The organism is Lysobacter alkalisoli, assembly GCF_006547045.1.
Taxonomy (GTDB): domain Bacteria; phylum Pseudomonadota; class Gammaproteobacteria; order Xanthomonadales; family Xanthomonadaceae; genus Marilutibacter; species Marilutibacter alkalisoli.
Genome location: NZ_CP041242.1, coordinates 1,545,154 through 1,569,249 on the forward strand (window position 1 = coordinate 1,545,154; position 24,096 = coordinate 1,569,249).

The 24,096-nt window shown below is 66.2% G+C and carries 21 protein-coding genes, 1 tRNA gene and 1 pseudogene; 19 read left to right on the forward strand and 4 right to left on the reverse strand.

Annotation, left to right across the window (positions count from 1 at the left end):
* Positions 1-24 precede the first annotated feature (24 nt).
* The 12 genes from nuoN to FKV23_RS06825 all read left to right on the forward strand — a co-directional run bounded on the left by nuoN (position 25) and on the right by FKV23_RS06825 (position 10,970).
* Positions 25-1,467, forward strand: a complete 1,443-nt coding sequence (gene nuoN / locus FKV23_RS06770; protein WP_407067653.1) for an NADH-quinone oxidoreductase subunit NuoN — start codon at positions 25-27, stop codon at positions 1,465-1,467.
* Between the two features lie 94 nt (positions 1,468-1,561).
* A tRNA-Met gene (locus tag FKV23_RS06775) sits at positions 1,562-1,638 on the forward strand.
* A gap of 250 nt (positions 1,639-1,888) precedes the next feature.
* Positions 1,889-3,370, forward strand: coding sequence for a cytochrome-c oxidase, cbb3-type subunit I (gene ccoN, locus FKV23_RS06780; RefSeq protein ID WP_141623170.1), 1,482 nt, complete (start codon positions 1,889-1,891; stop codon positions 3,368-3,370).
* Positions 3,371-3,380: 10 nt separating this feature from the next.
* Entirely contained in the window at positions 3,381-3,998 is a 618-nt protein-coding gene (gene ccoO, locus FKV23_RS06785) for a cytochrome-c oxidase, cbb3-type subunit II (protein ID WP_141623171.1), read from the forward strand.
* A gap of 1 nt (position 3,999) precedes the next feature.
* Positions 4,000-4,170 (forward strand): cbb3-type cytochrome oxidase subunit 3, encoded by a 171-nt coding sequence (locus tag FKV23_RS06790; RefSeq protein ID WP_141623172.1) that lies wholly within the window; start codon positions 4,000-4,002, stop codon positions 4,168-4,170.
* Positions 4,167-5,093, forward strand: a complete 927-nt coding sequence (ccoP, locus tag FKV23_RS06795; protein ID WP_141623173.1) for a cytochrome-c oxidase, cbb3-type subunit III — start codon at positions 4,167-4,169, stop codon at positions 5,091-5,093. The genes FKV23_RS06790 and ccoP overlap by 4 nt, the downstream gene beginning before the upstream one ends.
* A 4-nt stretch (positions 5,094-5,097) precedes the next feature.
* Positions 5,098-5,394: a hypothetical protein gene (locus tag FKV23_RS06800; protein WP_141623174.1), complete on the forward strand. Its 297-nt coding sequence runs from the start codon at positions 5,098-5,100 to the stop codon at positions 5,392-5,394.
* A gap of 58 nt (positions 5,395-5,452) precedes the next feature.
* Entirely contained in the window at positions 5,453-6,988 is a 1,536-nt protein-coding gene (locus FKV23_RS06805) for a 4Fe-4S dicluster domain-containing protein (RefSeq protein ID WP_141623175.1), read from the forward strand.
* On the forward strand, positions 6,985-7,560 hold the full coding sequence (locus tag FKV23_RS06810; protein WP_141623176.1) for a FixH family protein: 576 nt from the start codon (positions 6,985-6,987) through the stop codon (positions 7,558-7,560). Before FKV23_RS06805 ends, FKV23_RS06810 begins: the two co-directional genes overlap by 4 nt.
* A complete protein-coding gene (locus FKV23_RS06815) occupies positions 7,560-10,040 on the forward strand; it encodes a heavy metal translocating P-type ATPase (protein WP_141623177.1) in 2,481 nt (826 codons plus the stop codon). Before FKV23_RS06810 ends, FKV23_RS06815 begins: the two co-directional genes overlap by 1 nt.
* The gene (gene ccoS, locus FKV23_RS06820; RefSeq protein WP_141623178.1) at positions 10,037-10,225 is read left to right on the forward strand and encodes a cbb3-type cytochrome oxidase assembly protein CcoS; all 189 of its coding nucleotides are present in this window, start codon (positions 10,037-10,039) and stop codon (positions 10,223-10,225) included. The genes FKV23_RS06815 and ccoS overlap by 4 nt, the downstream gene beginning before the upstream one ends.
* On the forward strand, positions 10,215-10,970 hold the full coding sequence (locus FKV23_RS06825; RefSeq protein WP_141623179.1) for a sulfite exporter TauE/SafE family protein: 756 nt from the start codon (positions 10,215-10,217) through the stop codon (positions 10,968-10,970). Before ccoS ends, FKV23_RS06825 begins: the two co-directional genes overlap by 11 nt.
* 19 nt (positions 10,971-10,989) lie before the next feature.
* Here FKV23_RS06825 and FKV23_RS06830 read toward each other — a convergent pair whose 3' ends face one another.
* On the reverse strand, positions 10,990-11,754 hold the full coding sequence (locus FKV23_RS06830) for a helix-turn-helix domain-containing protein (RefSeq protein WP_167285051.1): 765 nt from the start codon (positions 11,752-11,754) through the stop codon (positions 10,990-10,992).
* 388 nt (positions 11,755-12,142) lie between these two features.
* On the opposite strand from FKV23_RS06830, the gene rimP reads away from it, so the two are divergent.
* The 7 genes and pseudogenes from rimP (at position 12,143) to pnp (ending at position 21,736) form a co-directional block, all read left to right on the forward strand.
* Positions 12,143-12,715, forward strand: a complete 573-nt coding sequence (rimP, locus tag FKV23_RS06835; RefSeq protein WP_141623181.1) for a ribosome maturation factor RimP — start codon at positions 12,143-12,145, stop codon at positions 12,713-12,715.
* A 132-nt stretch (positions 12,716-12,847) separates the two neighbouring features.
* Positions 12,848-14,335, forward strand: coding sequence for a transcription termination factor NusA (gene nusA / locus FKV23_RS06840; RefSeq protein WP_141623182.1), 1,488 nt, complete (start codon positions 12,848-12,850; stop codon positions 14,333-14,335).
* Between the two features lie 173 nt (positions 14,336-14,508).
* Positions 14,509-17,126 (forward strand): annotated as a pseudogene (gene infB / locus FKV23_RS06845) (translation initiation factor IF-2).
* Positions 17,123-17,488 carry a 30S ribosome-binding factor RbfA gene (rbfA, locus tag FKV23_RS06850; RefSeq protein ID WP_141623183.1) on the forward strand — a complete coding sequence of 122 codons (366 nt, stop codon included), beginning with the start codon at positions 17,123-17,125 and terminating at the stop codon, positions 17,486-17,488. Before infB ends, rbfA begins: the two are co-directional and overlap by 4 nt.
* 503 nt (positions 17,489-17,991) lie before the next feature.
* A complete protein-coding gene (gene truB, locus FKV23_RS06855) occupies positions 17,992-18,930 on the forward strand; it encodes a tRNA pseudouridine(55) synthase TruB (protein WP_141623184.1) in 939 nt (312 codons plus the stop codon).
* A 287-nt stretch (positions 18,931-19,217) separates the two neighbouring features.
* Positions 19,218-19,478, forward strand: a complete 261-nt coding sequence (rpsO, locus tag FKV23_RS06860) for a 30S ribosomal protein S15 (RefSeq protein WP_141623185.1) — start codon at positions 19,218-19,220, stop codon at positions 19,476-19,478.
* Positions 19,479-19,627: 149 nt separating this feature from the next.
* Complete coding sequence (gene pnp / locus FKV23_RS06865) at positions 19,628-21,736, forward strand: polyribonucleotide nucleotidyltransferase (RefSeq protein ID WP_141623186.1); 2,109 nt, start codon at positions 19,628-19,630, stop codon at positions 21,734-21,736.
* A gap of 527 nt (positions 21,737-22,263) precedes the next feature.
* On the opposite strand, the gene FKV23_RS06870 is transcribed toward pnp, so the two are convergent.
* From FKV23_RS06870 to FKV23_RS17155, 3 genes are all read right to left on the reverse strand, one after another.
* Positions 22,264-23,382: a hypothetical protein gene (locus FKV23_RS06870; protein WP_141623187.1), complete on the reverse strand. Its 1,119-nt coding sequence runs from the start codon at positions 23,380-23,382 to the stop codon at positions 22,264-22,266.
* Between the two features lie 182 nt (positions 23,383-23,564).
* The gene (locus FKV23_RS17150; RefSeq protein ID WP_167285053.1) at positions 23,565-23,741 is read right to left on the reverse strand and encodes a hypothetical protein; all 177 of its coding nucleotides are present in this window, start codon (positions 23,739-23,741) and stop codon (positions 23,565-23,567) included.
* A 141-nt stretch (positions 23,742-23,882) separates the two neighbouring features.
* Complete coding sequence (locus FKV23_RS17155; RefSeq protein WP_167285055.1) at positions 23,883-24,044, reverse strand: hypothetical protein; 162 nt, start codon at positions 24,042-24,044, stop codon at positions 23,883-23,885.
* Between the last annotated feature and the right edge of the window lie 52 nt (positions 24,045-24,096).

Here is a 24,096-nt window from a genome sequence, read left to right on the forward strand (position 1 = left end):
GTCGAGGATTAAGAACTCATGATCATGCCTGTACGTACCGCCGCCGACCTGCTGCCGCTGCTGCCCGAACTGGTGCTGGTGTCCGGTGCTTTCGCGCTGCTGATGTTCGACCTGTTCATCGGCGAGAGCCGCCGCGTGCTGACCCACCTGTTCGGCATGGCGCTGCTGGTCGTGGTGGCCGTGATGATCGCCAGCGGTGTCGGTGGCCAGGGCGAAGTGCTCAGCAGCATGTTCCTGCGCGACACCACCGCCGACGTGCTCAAGGTGGCGATCCTGGTCGTCTCGACGCTGGCGATGGTCTACAGCTGGCAGTACCTGCGCGTGCGCGATCTGTACAAGGGTGAGGTGACGGTGCTGATGCTGTTCGCGACTCTCGGCATGATGCTGCTGGTGTCGTCGAACTCGCTGGTGATGGTCTACGTCGGCTTGGAAATGCTGTCGCTGTGCTCCTATGCGCTGGTCGTGACCGACCGCGACAGCCCCCTGGGTTCGGAGTCCGGCATCAAGTACTTCGTACTGGGTTCGCTGGCTTCGGGTCTGCTGCTGTACGGCATGTCGCTGATCTATGGCGCCACCGGCACGCTCGACCTGGAGTCGATCGCTGTCGCCGCCCGTGAGGTCGGACCGTCGACGATGCTGGTCACCGGCGTGGTGTTCATGGTCGCGGGCGTTGCGTTCAAGTTCGGTGCCGCGCCGTTCCACATGTGGCTGCCGGATGTCTACCAGGGTGCGCCGACCCCGATCACCCTTTTCATCGGTTCGGCGCCCAAGCTGGCGGCGTTCGGCATGACCTACCGTCTGCTGGAAACCGCAGCCGGCCCGTTGGATGACCATTGGCGGATCATGCTCGCCGGTCTGGCGGTGTTGTCGCTGGTGTTGGGCAACCTCGGTGCGCTGGTGCAGGGCAACTTCAAGCGTCTGCTCGCGTACTCGACCGTCTCGCATGTCGGCTTCATGTTCATCGGTTTCGCTGCGGGCGGTGCCCAAGGCTTCACGGCAGCGATGTTCTATGCGATCAGCTATGCGCTGATGTCGGCCGCAGCCTTCGGTGCGATCGTGGTGTTGTCGCGTCGTGGGTTCGAGGCCGACCAGATCGACGATTTCAAGGGCCTGAACGCACGCAGCCCGTGGTTGGCAGGTCTGGTTCTCTGCATCATGGCCTCGCTGGCCGGCGTGCCGCCGTTCCTCGGCTTCTGGGCCAAGCTGGCGGTGCTGCGTGCCGCGCTCGATGGCGGCCTGATGTGGCTGGCGATCGTCGGCGTGGTGTTCGCGGTAATCGGCGCGTTCTACTACCTGCGCGTGATCAAGGCGATGTACTTCGATGTGCCGGAAGGGCGGGCACAGGCAATCGAAGCGGGTCGGCCACTGCGCGTGGTGTTTGGCGTCAATGCGCTGGCGCTGCTGGCGCTGGGCCTGGCCTGGAGCCCGATCATGGCTTGGTGCCAGAAAGCCATGATCGGTGGCTGAAGCCTGTCCCGGCTTTCTTCTTGTTCAGAGTGAATTGTTCGGCGTGAAACAGGGCTTGCGGATAGACGTTTCACTGCTATAATAGGCGGCCTGATGCGGGGTGGAGCAGTCTGGCAGCTCGTCGGGCTCATAACCCGAAGGTCGCAGGTTCAAATCCTGCCCCCGCTACCAATTTGAGCATCAGCGAAAACGGCGGCCCCGGAAACGAGGCCGCCGTTTTTTGTTGTGGATGGTTGCGGGTGGCTGAAGAAGGGCAAGTTGATGGTCACCCGTAACGCGGATTGCGCCGTCCCGGAATGAAATCGGCTCTGCCGGGGCAGCCACCGCACGCACCGGCACGGCCTGAATTGATCCAGGTCAAGTGGCCCCTGTAGCGGGCTTCCTAGAATTCCCTTGGCCCGACCAAGCTCAAGGGATTCACATGCAGACACTCGACAGGCCAGTGCCCGGCGCCCAGGCTCTGGCCGATACCTACAACGACAAGGTAGTGCGCCAGTTCGCGGCGATGACCGTGGTCTGGGGCATCGTCGGCATGGCCGTGGGGGTGTTCATCGCCGCGCAGCTGTCCTGGCCGGCACTCAACTTCGACATCCCCTGGCTCAACTATGGCCGCCTGCGACCGCTGCATACCAATGCGGTGATCTTCGCGTTTGGCGGCAGCGCGCTGATGGCGACCAGCCTGCATGTGGTTCAACGGACCTGCCACGTGCGGTTGTTTTCCGACCGGCTGGCGGCATTCGTGTTCTGGGGCTGGCAGGCGGTCATCGTCGCCGCCGCGATAACCCTGCCGATGGGCCTGACCCAGGGCAAGGAATACGCCGAACTGGAATGGCCGATCGACATCCTGATCACCCTCGTATGGGTGGCCTACGCGGTGGTGTTCTTCGGAACGATCGCCAAGCGCCGGGTCAGGCATATCTACGTCGCCAACTGGTTCTACGGTGCCTTCATCATCGCCGTGGCGCTGCTGCACATCGTCAACAGCCTGGCGATGCCGGTGACTCTGGGCAAGTCGTATTCGCTGTACACCGGCGCGGTCGATGCGATGGTGCAGTGGTGGTACGGCCACAACGCGGTCGGCTTCTTCCTGACCGCCGGCTTCCTCGGGATGATGTACTACTACGTGCCCAAGCAGGCACAGAGGCCGATCTACTCCTACCGGCTGTCGATCGTGCACTTCTGGGCGCTGATCGCGGTGTACATGTGGGCCGGACCGCACCACCTGCATTACACCGCGCTGCCCGACTGGGTGCAGTCGGTCGGCATGGTGTTCTCGCTGATCCTGCTGGCGCCGAGCTGGGGCGGTGCGATCAACGGTGTCATGACCCTGTCCGGCGCCTGGCACAAGCTGCGCACCGACCCGATTCTCAAGTTCCTTATCGTCGCCGTCAGTTTCTACATGATCGCCACCTTCGAGGGGCCGATGATGTCGATCAAGACAGTCAACTCGCTGTCGCATTACACCGACTGGACCGTCGGCCACGTGCATGCCGGCGCGCTGGGCTGGGTCGCGATGATCAGCATCGGTTCGCTGTATGCGATGTTGCCGCGCCTGCTCGGGCAGAAGGAGATGTATTCGACCCGGGCCATCGATCTGCATTTCTGGATCCATACCATCGGCGTGGTGTTCTACATCGCATCGATGTGGATTGCCGGCGTGATGCAAGGGCTGATGTGGCGCGCCACCAACGATGACGGCACGTTGACCTACACCTTCGTCGAGGCGCTCAACGCGACCTATCCGTACTACCTGGGGCGCCTGGCCGGCGGCGTGCTGGTGGTGGCCGGCATGCTGCTGATGGGTTGGAACGTGCTCAGGACCTGGCAACGCGCGCCGGCCCGGCTGTCGATCCCGGTGCTGCAGCCGGCGCTGCAGCCAGATCGCGCCGAAGCCGCCGCCTGAGGACATACGCATGAGCCATTCCCACGAGAAAGTCGAAACCAATGTCGGCCTGATGGCGGTGTTGATCGCGGTGGCCGTGTCGTTCGGCGGCCTGGCCGAGATCGTGCCGCTGATGTACCAGGCCGAGGCGATCGAGCCCCTGCCAGGGGTGAAACCGTATCCGGCGCTCGAACTGGTCGGTCGCGACGTGTATGTCCGTGAGGGTTGCTACAACTGCCACTCGCAGATGGTCCGGACCCTGCGCTTCGAGACCGAGCGTTACGGCCACTACTCACTGGCCGGCGAGTCGGTCTACGACCGTCCATTCCAGTGGGGCAGCAAGCGCACCGGGCCGGACCTGGCCCGGGTCGGCGGCCGCTATCCCGACGACTGGCATCGCGTGCACCTGATCAATCCGCGCGACGTGGTGCCCGAATCCAACATGCCCGGCTTCCCGTGGCTGGAGAAGGCCAGGGTCGATGGCGAGCTGGTCGAGAAGAAGATGCGCGCCCTGCAATTCATCGGCGATCCCTACACCGACGAGGAGATCGCGGGCGCACGCCAGAACGTTGCCGGCAAGACCGAGCTCGATGCGCTGGTGGCCTACCTGCAGGGCCTGGGCCGGCATGCGCCAAGGGGAGGAAATTGAGATGATTTCAGGAATCGTTTCCGTACTGCTGCTGGCGCTGTTCGCTGCTGGCTGGTTGTGGGCGTGGAGCCCGAAGCGCAGGCAGGACTTCGAGGCGGCCGCACTGCTTCCGCTGGAGCAGGATGAGCCCGCGCTTGCCGACAGTGTGCTTCCCCCGGAGATGAAGCCATGAGCGCCGGCTGGTCATGGTTCGTGATCGCACTGATCGTGCTGAATGTGCTCGGCTGCGTCTGGCTGATCTGGTGGACCGGCCGACGGCGCCCGGGCGACCCGGCACCGACCGACACCAGCCATGTGTGGGACGACGATCTCACCGAGTACAACAAGCCGATGCCGAAGTGGTGGATCAACCTGTTCTATCTGACCATCGTGTTTTCGATCGGTTACCTGATCTGGTATCCGGGGCTGGGTGCGTTTGCGGGCATCAGCCGATGGACGTCGGCAGGTGAGCACGGACTGCAGAAGGAGAAGTTCGATGCACGTCTGGAGGAGACATTCCGTCCCTATGCCGGCCAACCGATCGACGTGATCGCACGCGACCCGGTCGCGCTCGAACTGGGGCGCTCGATCTTCGGCAACACCTGCGCGACCTGTCACGGCTCTTCGGGCAAGGGCGCGATCGGTTATCCCGACCTGACCGACGGCGTCTGGCACTGGGGAGGCTCGCCCGAGCGCATCCTCGATAGCGTGCTCGACGGCCGCGAAGGCGTGATGACGCCGTGGGGCATGGTGCTGGCCGGGATGAAGGGCGACAACGCGGTCGACTACGTGGTCGCCTACGTGCGCTCGCTGCCCAATCCTGCAGGGGTTGAAAACAACTACATGGCCGCGCAGGGCAAGAGCCTGTACGAGGGTGTCTGCATCGCCTGTCACGGAGCCGATGGCAAGGGCAACCAGGATCTCGGCGCACCGGATCTGACCGACGACTACTGGCTGTACGGCAACAGCAAGGCAAGCCTGTACGAATCCATCGCCAACGGCCGCCATGGCGTGATGCCGCCGCATCGCGAGCTGCTGGGCGAGACCCGCTCGCGCCTGGTGGCGGCTTATGTCTGGTCGTTGTCGCATCCGCCGGACGGCGCGGTCACGGAGTAAACGCGTGCCGGATTTCACCAGCCCCCGTCTCGACCATCCGCCGCGCCCGCTGGCGCAGCGGATCGGTGCCATCCTGTGGCCGAGCTTCTTCACAGCCGGCATCTGCACGATGGTGTTCTTCGCCCACGTCGATCCGATCGAGCTGCGCGACATGAGTTTTCCCGGTCTGCCGATGACGCGCCCGCTCGGTTACACCCTGGGCTTCTTCATGTTCTGGCTGGCGACTGCGGCTTCCAGCCTCTTCACCTGGATCCTCCTGCGTCCCCCGGGTCGCTTCAACCGGCCATTGCGGCGGGATTGAAGGTGATCATGAAACATCGGAAGCGCCTGCCCAGTCATTCCCGCGAAGGCGGGAATCCATGAAAAAGGTCATCGACATCGAAGTCCTCGACGACGGCGGCAATGCGTTGTACGTCAGCGAGCGCAAGGTCTATCCCCGCGACGTCGAAGGCCGCTTCCAGAGCCTGCGCAAGACGGCGGTATTCGTGCTGCTGGGCATGTTCTATCTGTTCCCGTGGTTGCGCTGGGATGGACGCCAGGCGGTGCTGTTCGACCTGCCAGCGCGAAAGTTCTACGTGTTCGGGCTGAACTTCTGGCCACAAGATTTCGTCTTCCTGGCACTTCTGCTGGTCATCGCCGGCATGGCGCTGTTCTTCTTTACCGCGCTGGCCGGACGATTGTGGTGCGGCTATGCCTGTCCGCAAACGGTATGGACCGAAGTGTTCCTGTGGATGGAGCGCTGGACCGAGGGGGACCGCCACCAGCGCATGAAGCTCGATGCCGCACCATGGAGCGGCGAAAAGCTGCTGCGCAAGGGCGGCAAGCACATGCTGTGGCTGGTGTTTGCGCTGTGGACCGGCTTCACCTTCGTCGGCTTCTTCACCCCGATCCTCGATCTGGGCGCGCGGGCGCCATTTCGCTGGGGCGGCTGGGAGGTGTTCTGGGTACTGTTCTACGCGCTGGCCACCTGGGGCAATGCCGGCTTCCTGCGCGAGCAGGTCTGCAAGTACATGTGTCCGTACGCGCGTTTCCAGAGCGCGATGTTCGACCGCAACACCCTGCTTATCGCCTACGATCCGATGCGCGGCGAACCGCGCGGTCCGCGTCGTCGCGGGTTGGCCAGCGTGCTCGAGCGCGTGCGCGGACTGCTCGACATGGCAACCGCCACCGATTACGTGTTCCGGGCCGCCCATGGCGCCCAGAAGGTGCAGGCGGCCGGCACCACCTCGATCGTCGACGAGGGGCTGAAGGCCGAACCGCTGCCGAAGTTCGCACCCGAAGCGCTGGGCGACTGCATCGATTGCACCCTGTGCGTGCAGGTATGCCCGACCGGCATCGACATCCGCAACGGCCTGCAGTACGAGTGCATCGCCTGCGGCGCCTGCATCGACGCCTGTGATCGGGTCATGGACAAGATGGGTTATCCGCACGGGCTGATCCGCTATTCGACCCAGAACGCGATCGATGGCAAACCGACCCGGGTGCTGCGTCCGCGGATGCTGGTGTACGGTTCACTGCTGCTTGTCCTGTGCATGGCATGGGCCTGGGGCGTGGGTAACCGGAGCCCGCTGATCGCCGAGGTGCTGCGCGATCGCAATACGCTGTATCGCGAGGCGGGCGATGGCCGGATCGAGAACGGCTACACGCTCAAGCTCGTCAACAAGACGCTCGATCCGCAGCGCTACGGCCTCGCCGTGCAGGTGCCGGAAGGCATCGTTCTGTCCGGCGCCCCTGCCGTCATCGAAGTCGGCGCTGAAGAGGTGTCGAGCATCCCGCTGGTGTTGTCGGCGGAACAGGGCCTGCGCGGACGCCACGCAGTCGTGTTCGTGGTCGAGTCCATGGACGGAAGTCTCCGTCAGCATGTCGAATCCAGTTTCTTCGGGCCAATCGAATGATCAGACGCCATCCCCTTCGTGAACCCATGGTCTGGCTGGTGATCGCGCTGCCGGCGCTGGCGGTCGTCGTTGGCATCACCATGCTCGTCATCGCGATCCGCAGCGGTGGTGACGACGCGGTGATCGATCCGGTCCAGCGTACCGCGCAGATCCAGACCATTTCGCTGGGGCCTGATGCACGGGCGCGAGAGCTGAAGCTGTCGGCGGTGCTGCAGGTCGACGGCGGGCAGGTGCTGCTCCTGCCCGCGACCGGCGAGTGGGGGCAGGGCACGACCATTGCGGGTCCGGCCGGTGCCAATTCTTCCGGCGGCGCGAAAGCCGGCGACGGCAACCATGAGCAGCCGCTGACGCTGCTGGTGTCGCATCCGACCGATGCCGGGCAGGACCTGCGCCTGCAACTGCAACCGACGGAACTGGGCTGGCGCATCGAACTCGAAGACCCGCTGGACCTCGGCCACGACTGGTTGCTCCAGCTGACACCGCCGGATGGTTCCTGGCGCCTGCACGGACGCCTGCCGGCGACCCGGAACGCGGTACGCCTCGGCCCGGCGCTGCCGGAGAATCCATCCTGATGGGTGTCGCCATCCTCCAATCGCATGTCGACGACCGCGCCGGCGAGTCCAGCGCCAATGGCGTGGCCGGACAATGCTGCTTCCACTGCGGCGAGCCGCTGCCTGCCGATGCGGTGAACGAAGCCATTGCCGGCCAGGCACGCGCTTTCTGCTGTGCGGGCTGCGCTGCGGCCGCGCAATGGATCACCGGCGCCGCATTGGAGGATTACTACCGGCTCCGCCAGGCGCCGGCGGGTCGGGTCGGCGGCGTGTCCGCAGACTATGCGGCTTTCGATCGCGACGTGGTGCTGGCCGAGCACAGCCGCGCCGTGGAGGGGGGGCGCGAGATCACCGTGCTGACCGACGCGATGCGCTGCGCAGCCTGTGCCTGGCTGATCGACCGCGCCCTGCGCCGTGAACCCGGTGTGCTCGACATCACTGCCAACGCGGTGACCGGGCGTATCCGGCTGGGCTGGGATCCGGACCGCATCGCGCTGTCGTCGTTGATGACGCGGCTGGCCGCGCTCGGTTATCGGCCATGGCTCGCGACCGGCGAGGCGCGCGAACAGGCGCGTCGTCGCGAGAACCGGCGCTGGCTGCTGCGCCTGGGCGTGGCCGGGCTCGGCGCGATACAGGCGATGATGCTGGCCGAGGCGCTGTATCTCGACGTGCACCAGACCATGCCGGTCGCGACGCGCGACTTCTTCCGCTGGTTGACCATGCTGGTCTCGACACCGGTGGTGTTCTATGCCGGCTGGCCGTTCCTGGAAGGCATGTGGCGCGAGCTGCGCGGCCGACGGCTCGGCATGGATACCCTGATCGGTGGCTCCACCCTGCTTGCGTATTTCGCCAGCGTGCTGGAAACCTTCCGTGGCGGCGTGCATGTCTGGTACGACGCCGCGGTGATGTTCGTGTTCCTGCTGCTGGTCGCGCGCATGCTCGAGCAGCGCGCGCGCGGCATCGCCAGCGCCCAGATCGATGCGCTGGCCCGTGCCCGTCCCGCATTGGCCACGCGGGAATGCGCCGGGGCCGGTGACGGGCAGAGAATCGAGCAGGTGCCGCTGGCCGAGCTCGCGCCTGGCGACGTGGTCCGGGTCGCTCCGGGCGAGGCGGTGCCAGCCGATGGCGTCCTGCTCGACCATGCCTCGGCCTTCGACGAAGCCCTGCTCACCGGGGAGTCGGAGCCGGTGGCACGCCGTGCCGGCGACACGGTCCTGGCCGGCAGCCATTGCCACGAGCGGCCGGCGCGGATGCGCCTGACCCGTACCGGCAGCGACACCCGCCTGTCGCAGCTCGCGCAACTGGTCGATCGTGCCCAGGCCGAGCGCCCGCGGCTGGCGCAGGTCACCGAGCGCATCGCCAGCGTATTCGTGGCGGTACTGCTGGTCGTGGCCGCGGGCGTGTATGCGTGGTGGCATGTGCATGAGCCCGCGCGTGCGCTCGAGGTGACCCTCGCGGTGCTGGTGGTCAGTTGCCCCTGCGCGCTGTCGCTGGCGGTGCCGGCGGCGTTGACCACCGCGCACGGCGCGCTGGCGCGGATCGGCGTGCTCGGCCTGCGCGGCGACGCCCTGGCCGTACTCGCACGCGTCGACCACATCGTGTTCGACAAGACCGGCACGCTCGGCGATGGCCAGCCGACGCTGGGGAATGTGCAGGTATATGGCGGCTTGGACATTGCTGGTGCCCTGCGGATCGCTGCTGCGCTGGAACGGGACAGCCGGCATCCATTGGCGCGCGCGTTCGCGCACGTCGTCGACGCGCCGCGCGCCGTCGATTCGCGGTTCGAGCCCGGTGCCGGCATCGTCGGCCGGGTCGACGAACGTGAGTGGCGGTTGGGACGGGCGGGTTTCGCGTGTCGTGGACATGACGACGGCGCGCTGTGGCTGGGCGATGGCGAGCAGGCTTTTGCACGGTTCGAGGTGCGGGAAACACCGCGTGTCGATGCCGCGGTCGCGATCGACGCGCTGCGAGGGCAGGGGGTCGGAATCGAAATCTGCAGCGGCGATGCCGACGGCACGGTTGCCCGGTTCGCGGAACAGCTCGGCATCGACGCGTTCCGCGCGCGACAGACGCCGGAGCAGAAGCTCGCCCATGTACACGAACTGCAGGCGGAGGGGCGCATCGTCGCGATGGTTGGCGATGGCCTCAACGACGCGCCGGTGCTGGCCGGTGCGGACGTCTCACTGGCGATGGCCGACGGCGCGGCATTGGCCCAGCGTGCAGCCGACTTCGTGGTGACCAGTCCGTCGCTGTCGCGGATCCCGCAGGCGATCGGGCTGGCGCGTCGCACGCGGACCCTCATCCGCCAGAACCTTGCCTGGGCGCTGGGCTACAACGTACTTGCACTGCCACTGGCCGCGAGCGGGCTGGTGACACCGTGGCTGGCGGCACTGGGCATGGCGTTGTCCTCGCTGCTGGTCACGGTCAACGCTCTGCGCCTGCTCCGGCAGCGACACCGGGCGGATCCACAGTCCTTCGCGGGAAGGAAGGCACCGGCATGAACATCCTGCTTCTGCTCATCCCGTTGAGCCTGGTGCTGCTGGCCGCGGCGATCGCCATGTTCGTATGGGCGGTGCGTCGCGGCCAGTTCGATGACCTCGATGCCCCGGCGCTGGACATCCTGCGCGACGAGCCCGGACCGCTGCCGCCCGGAGGTGGAAAGGAGCCACCCGAAGATGCCGATTGACTGGCTCACCCTCGGAGCGGCGTTGCTGACAGGCCTGCTCGGCGGCGTGCATTGCGCGGCGATGTGCGGTGGCATCGCGACCGGCTTCTCCGCGATGGCATTGCCGGCCGGCGCGGGGCAGGGCCGTCGGACGTGGGTGTCCTGGCAGACGGCGCTGGACAGCAACCTGGGCCGGGTCGCCGGCTACGTGCTGGCCGGCGCCATTGCCGGTGGCGTCGGTCGTGGCATCGTGCAGGCCGTACACATGGAGGGCCTGGCCACCGGCCTGCGCATGCTGGTCGGGGCGGTACTGGTGCTGGTCGCGCTGCGCCTGCTCGATCAAAGCGGCCGACTCGCTTTTCTCGGCCGTGGCGGTCAGCGCTTCTGGCAGCTGCTGCGGCCATTGCAGCGGCACCTGCTGCCGGCCGACACCCGGGCCAGGCGGCTCGGCCTGGGCATGTTGTGGGGATGGCTGCCGTGCGGGCTCAGCACCACGTTGCTGGTCGCGGCCTGGCTGCAGGCGGATGCAGTCAACGGGGCCTTGACGATGGCGGCTTTCGGGCTCGGCACCTTGCCGGTCATGCTGCCCTTGACCTGGTCGGGAGTCCGGCTGGGAAAGCGCCTGCAGGATCCGCGTTGGCGAAGGATCGCGGCCGGACTGGTGTTGATGGCCGGGGTGCTGACGCTGGCCGCGCCGTGGTTGGTGCGGGTGCCGGCCCTGCACGCATTGTTGTCGGTGCTGGGCTGCGGCAGCCTGCCAGGTTGACTGGGCTCAGGCCGGGTGGTCAGCCGCGGCGGCGCTGCCGTGCCGGCTCGCAGTCCTCTTCACCCTGGGCCAGCCTGGCCAGTTCGTCAGGGTCAAGGATCTGGATCTGCCGCCCATGCACCGCGATCACGCCGTCGTCCTGCAGGCGGCCCAGCCCACGGCTGACGGTCTCGAGCGCCAGGCCGAGGTAGCGGGCGATATCCTCCCGGCTCATCGGCAGCCTGAACCGATGCCCGTCCTGGCCGATCTGGGCGTAGCGCTGGCCCAGCCCCTGCATGAACAGCGCGATCCGCTCGCTGGCCTGGCGCCGTACCAGCAGGCTGGTGTGATCGTGGTCGCGGTCGACGCCCTGGCCGATCACGCGCAACAGTTGCCGGTGCAGGCTCGGCAACTGCATCGCCACCGCACTGAGCTGATCCAGCGGCACTTCGCAGACCTGGGCGTCGACCAAGGCCTCGGCTTCGCACCGATGCGCACCCTCGCCGAGTCCGTCCAGGCCGATCAGCTCGCCTGGCAGGTGAAAACCCAGCAGGGTCTCCTCGCCGGACTCGTTCAGGCCGACAGTCTTGAACGCACCGCTGCTGGCGACGAACACGGCACCGAGCGGGGTGCCGACACGATACAACCGTTCTCCGCGCTGGACCGGCCGCGACCGCCGGACGATGCGTTCGAGCTGCTGCAGTGCTGCGGCATCGATGCCGGCCGGAAGACATAGCTGCTGGAGCGAGCAATGTGCACAGCTATGACGCAGACGGCCCAGGTCGAGCGGGGTGGGGGTGTTCATGGCCATGTATTCTCGCATGTCGCCGGCGTGCGCCGGCCTTCTGGCCAACCTCTTCTGCCGGGGCCTGCGCGGCTTCAGTGGACCCGAGCTTGCGCGTGACCGGGACTCCCCCTACAATTCGGGAGCTTGGTGGGACGCAGATGCTTGCATCGATCCGGTTCTGCCGCCAGCTTCGACCTCCGGGTCTGCGCCATGCGCGGAATCGGAAGCGAGCCTCGGAAGAGGCTTTCTTTTTGGGTCAAGGCCTGGGCTTTGTGATCGCGCGCTGCTTGCGCGGCCACACCGAAATCCAGCAGTGCCGGACAAGGGGCCCATTCGGGCCCTTTGCTGTTTCCGGGGCAACCCGGAATGCAATAGGCAAGTCGAAGTCGCACAGAGGTCGAACGCGTTGATGGACAAGGCAGCCGAAATCTCAGCTTTGCTGGCCCCGACAGTGGCCTCGCTCGGAGTCGAGCTGCTGGGCGTGGAATACCTGCCGGCGCCCGGTAGCGCGGTGCTGCGCCTTTATATCGACGTGCCCGAGGGCGAGAGTGCCGCCGAAGGCGAGGACGTGCGCGCGGTCGGTATCGACGAGTGCGAGGCGGTCAGCCGCGAGGTCTCCGCCCAGCTCGATGTCGAGGATCCGATCAGCGGCAACTACACGCTGGAAGTGTCTTCGCCCGGGCTGGACCGCCCGCTGTTCACCGCGGCGCACTACCAGCGCTTTCAGGGCGAAGAGGCCAAGGTCGTGCTGAAGCTCCCGCAGGAGGGCCGGCGCCGCCTGCGTGGCAGGATCGGTGCGGTCGCCGATGGCGGCGTCACCTTCAATGTCGATGGCGGCGACTTTACCGTTGCCATCGACAATATCGAGAAGGCGCGCCTGGTCCCGGACTGGGCCGCGTTGGGACTGGCCCCGTCGAAGCCGGGCAAGAAGCCGGCCGGTCGTCCTGGAAGTACGAAGCAGACAGGAGATGGCGGGTGAGATGTCGAAGCCGTTTCCGCAGCGCCCTTGAGTCGAGGGCGCGGCCGGCCTTGGAAGGGGCCGGCGGGGGACATGGGGCATGCGTTCCCGTGTCCGAAGTCGAATAACTACAAGTTTTCAGGGTATATCCGAATGAGCAAGGATCTGTTGCTGGTCGTCGACGCGGTCGCCAATGAAAAGGGCGTGCCGCGTGAGGTCATCTTCGATGCGATCGAGGCCGCGCTGGCGTCGGCGGCGAAGAAGCGCTATCACGAGCAGGACGTGCTGGTCCGCGTGGCCATCGACCACAAGGATGGCAACTACGAGACCTTCCGCCGCTGGGAAGTCGTGGCCGATGACGTGGTCATGGAGTCGCCTGACCGGCAGATCCGCCTGATGGATGCGGTCGACGAGGCCGAGGGCGTCGAGGTCGGCGACTACATCGAGGAGCAGATCGAGAACCCGGACTTCGGCCGCATCGCTGCCCAGGCGGCCAAGCAGGTGATCGTGCAACGCGTGCGCGAGGCCGAGCGCCAGCAGGTCGTGGACGAATGGAAGGACCGCATCGGCGAGCTGGTCACCGGCATCGTCAAGCGCGTGGAGCGTGGAAGCATCTATGTCGACCTGGGCGGCAATGCCGAGGCGATCATCCAGAAGGACAAGGGCATCCCGCGCGACGTGCTGCGTGCCGGCGATCGCGTCCGTGGCTACCTCTACGACGTGCGTACCGAGCCGCGTGGCCCGCAGCTGTTCATCAGCCGTGCCGCGCCCGAATTCATGATGGAGCTGTTCAAGCTCGAGGTGCCGGAAGTCGGCCAGGGGCTGGTGTCGATCAAGGCCTGCGCCCGCGATCCGGGCGACCGCGCCAAGATCGCCGTGCTCGCCCACGACAACCGCACCGATCCGATCGGCGCCTGCATCGGCATGCGTGGTTCGCGTGTGCAGGCGGTGAGCAACGAGCTCAACGGCGAGCGGGTCGACATCGTGCTGTGGTCGGACAACCCGGCCCAGTTCGTCATCAATGCGATGGCGCCGGCCGAGGTGCAGTCGATCATCGTCGACGAGGAAAAGCATTCGATGGACCTGGCCGTGGCCGAGGACCGGCTCGCCCAGGCGATCGGCAAGGGCGGTCAGAACGTGCGTCTGGCCAGCCGCCTGACCGGCTGGCAGCTCAACGTGATGACCCAGGACCAGGTCACCGCCAAGTCCGAGGCCGAGCAGAACGCCGCGCGCGAACTGTTCCAGGAAAAGATCGAGGTCGACGAGGAGATCGCCGGCATCCTGGTCGCGGAAGGCTTCACCACCGTCGAGGAAATCGCCTACGTGCCGGTCGGCGAACTGCTGGCGGTGGAAGGCTTCGATGAGGATATCGTCGAGGAGCTTCGTGCAAGAGCGCGCGACGCGCTGCTCAACGAGGCGCTGGCCGCAGAGGAGGAGCTCGACGAGCACCAGCCGGCCGCCGACCTGCTGGAGGTGGATGGCATGGACGAGGCGACCGCGTTCGCGCTGGCCGCCCGTGGCGTGGTCACCCGCGACGACCTCGCCGACATGGCAACCGACGAAATCACCGACATCGAGGGCATCGACGAAGCACGTGCCGCCGCGCTGATCATGGAAGCGCGCAAGCACTGGTTCGAATGAGTGCCTGAACACCGGCTCCGTGAATGGGGCCGGTATCGCAGCCGCGGCCATGCCGCGATTGCGGACGGGCCATTCAGGCCATGCATGGCGCCGGGTTGCCCGGCTGCGATGCGGGACTAGAATGGCGACACCCTGCGCGGGGCCTGTCCCGCGCCACAAGACACGGAAACCGAATGTCGCAACAAACCACCATCCGCAAGCTGGCCGAACTGGTGAACACGCCGGTCGAGAAGTTGCTGGAACAGCTGGCCGAGGCCGGCATGGCGTTCAGCGACCCCGACCAGGTCGTGACCAGTACCGAAAAGGTCAAGCTGCTCGGCTTTCTGCGTCGCACCCACGGCAAGGACGAAAAGTCCGCCGAGGGCGGGGCGTCGCCGAAGAAGATCACCCTCAGCCGCAGCCGCAAGCAGGAACTGACCGTAGGCGGCGGCAAGAGCCGCTCCACGGTGGACGTGGTGGTGCGCAAGAAGGTCACCCTGGTGCGTCCGGCCGAAGCGCCGACCGATGCCGCCAAGGCAGCCGATGCCGCCGAGGCCAATGGTGATACCGAGCGCGCCGAGATCCTGCGCAAGCTCGAGGAGTCGCGCCAGCGCAACCTGGACGAACAGCAGCGCCTGGCCGAGGCCGACCGCCGCCGCGTCGAGGATGCCGAGCGCGCCCAGCGCGAGGCCGAGGAGGCTGCTGCCGCAGAGGAAGAGCGCCGCAAGGCCGAGCAAGCGGCTGCCTCTCCCCCCGCCCCAGCGCCCGTCCCAGCCCCGAGCCGGAGGCCGCGCAGCACAAGGCAGGTGGGCACGGCCATCCGAAGGCTCCGCCGCGCGAGGACGACCGCTCAGCCGGCCACCGCAAGGGTCGCGGCCATCCCGTTGCTGGCGATGCCGAAGGGGCCAAGCGTTTTGCCGGGCAGATGCACCTGAGCGCTTCCGAGCGCGCGCGTCGCAGCAGTGCCCGTGGCAAGCCGAAGTCGCGCCGCCAGGCCGAGCAGGCTCGCGCCGGCGCCGGCCCGCACGGCTTCTCCAAGCCGACCGCCCCGGTCGTGCGTGAAGTCGCCATCGGCGAAACCATCACCGTGGCCGAACTGGCACAGAAGCTTGCGCTGAAGGGCGGTGAGGTGGTCAAGACCCTGTTCAAGATGGGTGTGATGGCCACCATCACCCAGAGCATCGATCACGACACCGCGGTGCTGGTGACCGAGGAGCTCGGCCACAAGGCAGTCCGCGAGACCGGCGACGATGCCGAGGAGGCACTGCTGGCCCACGTCGACAAGGCGCAGGGCGAGACCACCCAGCGCCCGCCGGTGGTCACCATCATGGGCCATGTCGATCACGGCAAGACCTCGCTGCTCGACTATATCCGCCGTACCAAGGTCGCAACCGGCGAAGCCGGCGGCATCACCCAGCACATCGGTGCATACCATGTCGAGACCGACAAGGGCGTCATCAGCTTCCTCGACACCCCGGGCCATGCGGCGTTCTCGTCGATGCGTGCCCGCGGTGCCAAGCTGACCGACATCGTGGTGCTGGTCGTGGCCGCCGACGACGGCGTCAAGCCGCAGACCATCGAGGCCGTCCAGCATGCCAGGGCAGCCGGTGTGCCGTTGGTGGTGGCGATCAACAAGATCGACAAGCCCGACGCCGACCCGACCCGGGTCAAGACCGAGTTGATGGGGCAGGAAGTCGTGGCCGAGGAGTTCGGCGGCGACGTCCAGTTCGTCGAGCTGTCGGCCAAGACCGGCGACAACATCGACGCGTTGCTTGACGCCATCTCGCTGCAGGCCGAAGTGCTCGAACTCAAGGCTGTCGCAGAAGGGCGCGCCAACGGCGTGGTGATCGAGTCCTCGCTCGACAAGGGCCGCGGCCCGGTCGCGACCGTACTGGTCCAGCAGGGCGCACTCGAGAAGGGCGATTACCTTGTCTGCGGCGTGCAGTACGGTCGTGTGCGTGCGTTGTTCGACGAAACCGGCTCACAGGTCGACAAGGCCACGCCATCGATCCCGGTCCAGGTACTCGGCCTGTCCGGCGTGCCGGACGCGGGTGACGACTTCGTGGTGGTCGATGACGAGCGCCTGGCCAAGGAGGTCGCCCAGCAGCGCGACACCAAGCGCCGCGAATCGCGCCTGGTTGCCCAGGCCGGCAACCGGATGGAGGACATCCTTGCCCAGATGGGCAGCGGTGAAGGCCAGCTGACCCTGAACCTGGTCGTGAAGGCCGACGTGCAAGGTTCGGTGCAGGCGCTGCGCGAGGCATTGACGGCGCTGTCGACCGAGGACATCCGCATCAACGTGATCGGCGGCGGTGTCGGCGGCATCACCGAGTCCGACGCGACCCTGGCGGCCACGTCGAAGGCGACCATCATCGGCTTCAACGTCCGTGCCGATGCCTCGGCGCGCAAGGTCATCGAGACCCACGGCGTCGACCTGCGTTACTTCTCGATCATCTATGACGTGATCGACCAGGTGAAGCAGGTGGCATCGGGTCTGCTCGGCGTGGAGATCCGCGAGGAGATCATCGGCATCGCCGAGGTCCGCGACGTGTTCCGCAGCTCCAAGTTCGGCGCGGTCGCCGGTTGCATGGTGGTGGAGGGCGTGGTCAAGCGCTCCAAGCCGATCCGCGTGCTGCGCGACAACACCGTGGTGTTCGAGGGCGAACTGGAATCGCTGCGCCGCTTCAAGGAGAACGTCGACGAAGTGCGCAACGGCACCGAGTGCGGCATCGGCGTCAAGGAATACAACGACGTCAAGCCGGGCGACCAGATCGAGTGCTTCGAGCGCATCGAGGTGGCGAGGACGCTGTGAAGACCTTCCACCGCTCCGACCGCGTATCCGCCCAGCTCCGTCGCGAGCTGGGCACGCTGGTGCGCGAGGCCGTACGTGAGCACGGCCTGCCGTCGGTCAGCGTGTCAGACGTGGAGGTCACCCGCGATCTTGCCCATGCCAAGGTGTTCGTCACCGCATTGCAGGAAGAGCGCTCGACCGAAGCGGTCAAGGCGCTGCGCGAGCTCGCGCGCGAGATCCGCTACAAGCTGGGGCGTGCGATGAAACTGCGCCATGTCCCCGAACTGCATTTCCACTACGACGACTCGGTCGACCGCGGCGAACGCATCGACAAGCTGCTGCGCGACCTGCAGCCGCCGAGCGACGATTCCGACCAATCGTAGGAGCGCCCCTGGGCGCGATTCCCGGGCACTGCCACACCCCCATGCGGCACGAATCGCTCCCTGACTCAGGGGGGACGTTCACCAAGCTCCGCTTGGTAAACCCCAAAATCCGCCATGCGGATTTCGGGCCCCATCAATGCGCTTCCACACCCCATTCGCACCTGTGGCGCGAATCGCCCCCTGACTCAGGGGAGGACGTTCACCAAGCTCCGCTTGGTAAACCCCAAGATCCGCCATGCGGATTTCGGGCCCCGTCAATGCGCTTCCACACCCCCATTCGCACCTGTGGCGCGAATCGCCCCCTGACTCAGGGGGGACGTTCACCAAGCTCTGCTTGGTTAACCCCAAAATCCGCCATGCGGATTTCGGGCCCCGTCAATGCGCTTCCACACCCCCATTCGCGCCTGTGGCGCGAATCGCCCCCTGACTCAGGGGGCTGGGTTCTCCGTTCGGTATTCTTTGTTTGGTCATGCCAATCGCGGTCAAGGCCGCTCCTATAGTTGATGTCGAAGAAAATATCCTTCCGCCAGCTCGATGGCATCCTGCTGCTCGACAAGCCGTCCGGGCTGAGTTCCAACCAGGCCCTGCAGCAGGCCCGTCATCTGTTTCGCGCCGCCAAGGGCGGCCATACCGGCAGCCTCGATCCGCTTGCGACCGGCCTGTTGCCACTGTGCTTCGGTGAGGCGACCAAGATTGCCGGCCTGCTGCTGGGCGCGCGCAAGGCCTACGAGACCACTGCGGTGCTCGGCCTCACCACCGACAGCGACGATGCCGATGGCGCGCCGCTGCTCGAGCGTCCGGTGCCGGATTTCGACGATGCCACGCTGGAGGCTGCGCTGGCAGGGCTGCGCGGACCGCTCCATCAGCGTGCGCCGATCTATTCGGCGCTCAAACAGGGTGGAGAGCCGCTGTACGCCAGGGCCCGGCGCGGAGAATCGATCGAAGCGCCTGTGCGCGACGTTGTCGTGCATCGTTTCGAGTTGCTCGAACGCGATGGTCTGGCGTTGCGTCTGCATGTCGAATGCGGTTCCGGCACCTATGTCCGCAGCCTGGTCCGCGACCTCGGCGAAACACTGGGTTGCGGCGCCCATGTCGCCACCCTGCGCCGACTCTGGATCGAGCCGTTCAACAAGCCGCGGATGTTCACACTGGATGAGTTGAAGGAGAGGGCCGGGGAGGGCGAGGCGGCCCTCGATGCCTGCCTGCTGCCGCTGGAGACAGGATTGGTCGGGTTTCCTGAAGCAACTCTCGACGCCGATGGCTGCCGCCGGATCGGGCATGGCCAGCCGGCCCGACCGGTGACCGAAGTACCGGCCGCGGCGTCCGGCAGCCCGGTCGCGATCTTTGACTCCGCCCGGCGCTGTCTCGGCATCGGACGCCTGGGCGACGATGGCCAGGTCGAACCGCAGCGGTTGTTCCGCTGGGCGGTCGCGGGCAGTTGAGGACATGAAGTCGGCAACCCGGCTGGCCGCGGCAATGGCCGGTAGCCCGGGATCAGCCTGAACAGGCTGTTCCGGAGCCGACGGGAGGGCGGTTTCCGGGTCGCAATCCCCCGGTCGGACTGTTACAATTCCGCCGCTTTCCGAAGCACTCCACATATATTTCGACCACAACGGCGGGCCAGGCGGTACGCCGGCACGATGCTGCTGAGCGGCAATGCTCCGTCATTGCCACCCCGCTTCATCGCTCCGGACGTGTTTCTGCGGGCCGCGCGTCAAAGAGGCAACCCATGTCCATCGATACCCAGAAAGTCATCCAGGAACACGCCCGCGGCACCAACGACACCGGCTCTCCGGAAGTCCAGGTCGCGCTGCTGACCGCCCGCATCGAACTGCTTACCGGGCACTTCAAGCAGCACAAGCAGGACCACCACAGCCGTCGTGGCCTGTTGATGATGGTCAACCGTCGTCGCAGCCTGCTCGACTATCTCAAGCGCAAGGACAACGAGCGTTACAAGGCGTTGATCGAGAAGCTCGGCCTGCGTCGCTGATCCAGATACCCGCCGCGGCGCTCTAGCGCCGCGGTTTGTTTTTGTGGGTCGTGCGAAACGGACACGACCCGCAGGGCTGCCATCCTGCAGCCAACCGGACGGGGCAGGGGCCTCGCACGGATCGCAACGAAAATCGACAGGAAACCAACGTGGCAAAAATCACCAAGACCTTCCAGTACGGCAACCACCAGGTGACGCTGGAAACCGGCGAGATCGCCCGCCAGGCCGGCGGCGCCGTCATCGTCAAGATGGACGACACCGTGCTGCTGGTCTCCGCGGTCGCGAACAAGACCGCGCGCGAGGGCCAGGACTTCTTCCCGCTCACCGTCGACTACCAGGAGAAGTTCTACGCCGGCGGCCGCATCCCGGGCGGCTTCTTCAAGCGCGAAGGCCGTGCCACGGAGAAGGAAACCCTGATCTCCCGCCTGATCGACCGTCCGATCCGCCCGCTGTTCCCGGAAGACTTCAAGAACGAGGTCCAGATCATCGCCACGGTGATGTCGCTGAATCCCGAGATCGATGGCGACATCCCGGCCCTGATCGGCGCTTCGGCGGCGATGGCCCTGACCGGCGCCCCGTTCCAGGGACCGATCGGCGCGGCCAAGGTCGGCTACAAGAACGGCCAGTATCTGCTGAACCCGACCGCGAGCGAGTTGGCCGATTCCGAGCTCGAGCTGGTCGTCGCCGGTACCGAGCAGGCCGTGTTGATGGTCGAATCCGAAGCCAAGGGCCTGTCCGAGGACGTGATGCTCGGCGCGGTGATGTTCGGCCACCAGCAGATGCAGACCGCCATCCAGGCGATCAACGAGCTGGTCGCCGAGGCCGGCAGGCCGAAGTGGGACTGGCAGCCGCCGGCCAAGGACGAGGCGATGATCGCCGCGCTGAAGGCCGCCGTCGGCAACCGTCTCTCCGAGGCCTTCCAGATCCGCGACAAGCTGGAGCGTCGTGACGCCATCTCGGCGCTGAAGAAGGACGTCCTGGCGGGACTGGAGTTGCAGATCGAGGCCAATGGCTGGAACGCCGGCGACATCTCCAAGGAATTCGGCGAGCTCGAGTACCAGACCATGCGCGGCGCCGTGCTGAGCACCAAGGTCCGCATCGACGGCCGCGCGCTCGACACCGTGCGCCCGATCAGCTCCAAGGTCAGCGTGCTGCCGCGTACCCACGGCTCGGCGCTGTTCACCCGCGGCGAGACCCAGGCGATCGTGGTCGCCACCCTCGGCACTGCGCGCGACGGCCAGGTCATCGACGCCGTGTCCGGCGAGTACAAGGAACACTTCCTGTTCCACTACAACTTCCCGCCGTACTCGGTCGGTGAAGCCGGCCGCATGATGGGCCCGAAGCGCCGCGAGATCGGCCATGGCCGCCTCGCCAAGCGCGGTGTGCTGGCGGTGATGCCGTCGATGGAGGAGTTCCCGTACACCATCCGCATCGTCTCGGAGATCACCGAGTCGAACGGCTCCTCGTCGATGGCGTCGGTCTGCGGTTCGTCGCTGGCACTGATGGACGCGGGCGTGCCGATCAAGGCACCGGTCGCGGGCATCGCGATGGGCCTGGTGAAGGAAGGCGACGACTTCGTCGTGCTGTCCGACATCCTGGGCGACGAGGACCACCTCGGCGACATGGACTTCAAGGTCGCCGGCACCGAGAACGGCGTGACCGCCCTGCAGATGGACATCAAGATCCAGGGCATCACCGAGGAGATCATGAAGACCGCGCTGGCCCAGGCCAAGGCCGGTCGCCTGCACATCCTCGGCGAGATGGCGCATGCGCTGACCACGCCGCGCGACGAGCTGAGCGAGTTCGCGCCGCGCCTGCTGACCCTGAAGATCCATCCGGACAAGATCCGCGAGGTGATCGGCAAGGGCGGTTCGACCATCCAGGCGATCACCAAGGAAACCGGCACCCAGATCGACATCCAGGACGACGGCACCATCGTCATCGCGTCGGTCAACGCCGCCGCTGCGCAGGCCGCCAAGTCGCGCATCGAGCAGATCACCTCGGACGTCGAGCCGGGCCGCATCTACGAAGGCAAGGTCGCCAAGATCATGGACTTCGGTGCGTTCGTGACCATCCTGCCGGGCAAGGATGGCCTGGTGCACGTCTCGCAGATCTCCAACGAGCGCGTCGAGAAGGTGGGCGACAAGCTCAAGGAAGGCGACGTGGTCAAGGTCAAGGTGCTGGAAGTCGACAAGCAGGGCCGTATCCGCCTGTCGATGAAGGCCGTCGAGGAAGGCGAAGGCGTCACCGCCGAGTAATTCCCTGGTTTCATCGCAACAACAGCAGAAAGCGGGCCTCGGCCCGCTTTTTGTTTGGGGCTTCTCCTAAGAGAGAGCGGGAGCTCACCCTTAAGCGAAGGCGTGGCTTGCGTTCGATCGCTGGCTCTCGCCGCTACCTGGCTGTCCCGACGCGACCTGCCGGCCTTGACGGCGAATGTCCCCCGGCCGCCGCCGATGGCAGCGGCCTCCTCCTTGATTTCGCCGTCAAGGCCGGCAGGCCACGTCGGGTCGCGCGGCCACACTGGAACGTGAAGCAGACCTTCCCTGGGAGTGCGCTTCTGGAACCACCGGTCATGTCGGAACGCCGGGGACGAAGGCCCTTGGGTGCGAAATCAAGGAGGAGGCGTCGGCCTTGGCCGGCGCCGGGGGACATTCGCATCCAAGGGCCTTCGCCCCCGGCGCCCCGGTCATCCAACAGACCTGGCGCTTTCCCTCGATTGGACGAAGAGCCTTATTAGTGTGTGCAGTGTCTGCTGTTCCGGCCGGAAGCGAGCGCCGTGGTTCGGCTACTCGACACTGACGCCTGGAATCGCGCCGGCCGGTCCCTTGATGCCGTCGCGCACGGTTTCCCACCATGCGCCGTGCTCGTCGCTGGCCAGGTAGCCGGCATAGGAAACGTCGGACATCGCGTCGATCGAATAGTCGCCGCGGCCTTGCGCCAGCAGTGCGCACATCGCGCGCAGGATCGGCATCGTGGGAGCGGCCTGCTCGAGAAACAGGAACTGGCCTGCCTGGTTGACTTCCAGGAAGTGTGGATTGCCGTCGCCATCGATCGCCAGATCGACGCAACCGAAGACGATGCCGAGCTCGCGCATCAGGCGATGCAACATGTCAAGAAACCCCGACGGCAGCTCCGCCGGCCGGGCTCGCATGGTCTCGGCGAGTGAGCCGATCCGCCAGTCGACGAAATCGCCCTGTGCTGGCGTGTCGAGACGGATCGGGAAGGCGTGATCGCCGATGATCGTCACCCGTACATCGTGGTGCTTGTCCACCACCTGCTGGTAGATGCCAGGGCATTGGCGGAGGCTGGCATCGTCGTGCAGCATGTCCGCGTCGACGATGCGCGCATAGGTGCTGAACATCTTGCCGCTGGCGCTGTCCTGCCAGGTGTGTGTCTGGAATGGTTTGTACACGACGCGGCGGTGTGCGCCGACGAAGCGCCTGATCTCGACAGGATCCGAAGACATCAGCGTGGCGGGGAACGGGAGGCCCACGCGCTTGGCGGCATGCAGCTGAACGAGCTTGTTCTCGGCATCGATCGCCGCTGCGGGATGGTTGACCCAGAGGGCATCCGTAAACTTGGCGGCCAAGGCATGAATGTTGTTGGTGAATCGCCCCCACTCGTTGCGGAGGAACGGCAGATCCGCCTCATGCGCATGCGGGAACACGTCGGGGTTGCGTGGCCTGCGGAACCAGACGCTGCCAATCTCGGCGTCCGCGGGACCACCGCTGGCGCGAACGCCGGACTGCGGGTCGCAGTGCAGCGACAGAGGCGGCATCGCGGGGTCCGCCCAGGAGCGGATCCAGAGCGGCGTCAGGCCGTGCCTCTGCAGGCCCCAGACGACCGCGGCGGCATGGACGTCATGGGCGAGGCCCGAAAGAATCAGTGGATGTCGATCTGCCATGGATCAGAGGTGTCGGGTCGGAAGGGTGGAGAGGCATGCGGGATGCCAGAGGCGTACGAGCGCGCGCCCCGCGGTTGCGGGGCGCGCATCGTTCAACAGTCGTGAGGTGGCGAGCCGTGTCCGTTTCCCAAGAGCCGGACAGGGTCTTGCACCGGAGTGTTGCTCGTGCAGGGCTGTCCGGATCAGATGCCGGGATCGGCAGGATCGTCGCCGTTGGGCCCGGTGGCGTGCGTGGTATCGGGTTTGCCACCTGCTACCGCCTCGATCTCGGCGGCAGTAAGTTCACGCGCCACCTGGCGTGCAAACGGACGCGCGGTGTCGGTGTCATGAGCGGTGAAGGTGTCGGAACGCTGCTTCATGGAATTCTCCTGTTGGCATTCTGGTTCATGCGGGAAGCCGGTGGAGGTGAAGCAGGAAACGCGCGGCTTCCAGTGAACGCGTTTCCTGTCAGTCCCTGACCGGTTCGCTGCAGTCGAGCCGGAGGGAAACGCTGGGCAGAATCAGACGTTGGTGCCCGGATCGGCGGGGTCGTCTCCGTTGGGGCCGGTTGCATGCGTATTGCCGGGAGCGCCCCCTGCAATGGCTGCGATCTCTTCCTCGGTCAACTCGCGCGCAGCTGCGCGGGCGAACGGGCGGACTTCCTTTTCGTGCTGTTGTTTCATCGATGTCTCCGATGATGGTCCGGAAATCGTCTCGCCGTTCCGGATTCGGCGT